General features: G+C 68.1%; 1 pseudogene. It reads left to right on the top strand.

Going from position 1 to position 420, the window contains the following annotated elements:
- Positions 1–420 (top strand): annotated as a pseudogene (locus RNC47_RS37125) (hypothetical protein); the annotation flags it as partial.

Below are 420 nucleotides of genomic sequence, written 5' to 3'. Positions count from 1 at the left end.
CACTGGTTCAGGCCGACGTACCGGTCAAGCAGCTGCGCCGGCTGATGCCACGACTGCGCGGCCACACCGCATCGGATCAGTTGCTCGATTCGGTGGGCGGGCTGCTCGACCGCATAGACGACGCCCACCACAGCGACGGCGACGTGTGGGCGATCTACCGCTCCAACCCCCGCCCCATCGACCAGCTGCTGAGCGAATTCTCCTCCGGGACAACCGATGTGGATGCCGCCCAGGGATTCGTCGGGGCGGAGGTGGCCGCACAGGTCGAGCAGACGGTGCTGAACCGCTCATTGCTGCGCACCGAATTGCGCGGCTACCAGGAATTCGGCGCCCGCTATGCGGTGGCCCGCGAGCGGACCCTGCTGTGCGACGACCTGGGGCTGGGCAAAACCCTGCAGGCACTGGCGGTGGCCGCACACC

Origin of the sequence: Streptomyces millisiae (genome assembly GCF_031845425.1) — a bacterium.
Taxonomy (GTDB): Bacteria; Actinomycetota; Actinomycetes; order Streptomycetales; family Streptomycetaceae; genus Streptomyces; species Streptomyces millisiae.
The sequence above is the reverse complement of the archived record's forward strand: the minus strand, read 5'-3'. Positions and strand labels throughout refer to the sequence as shown.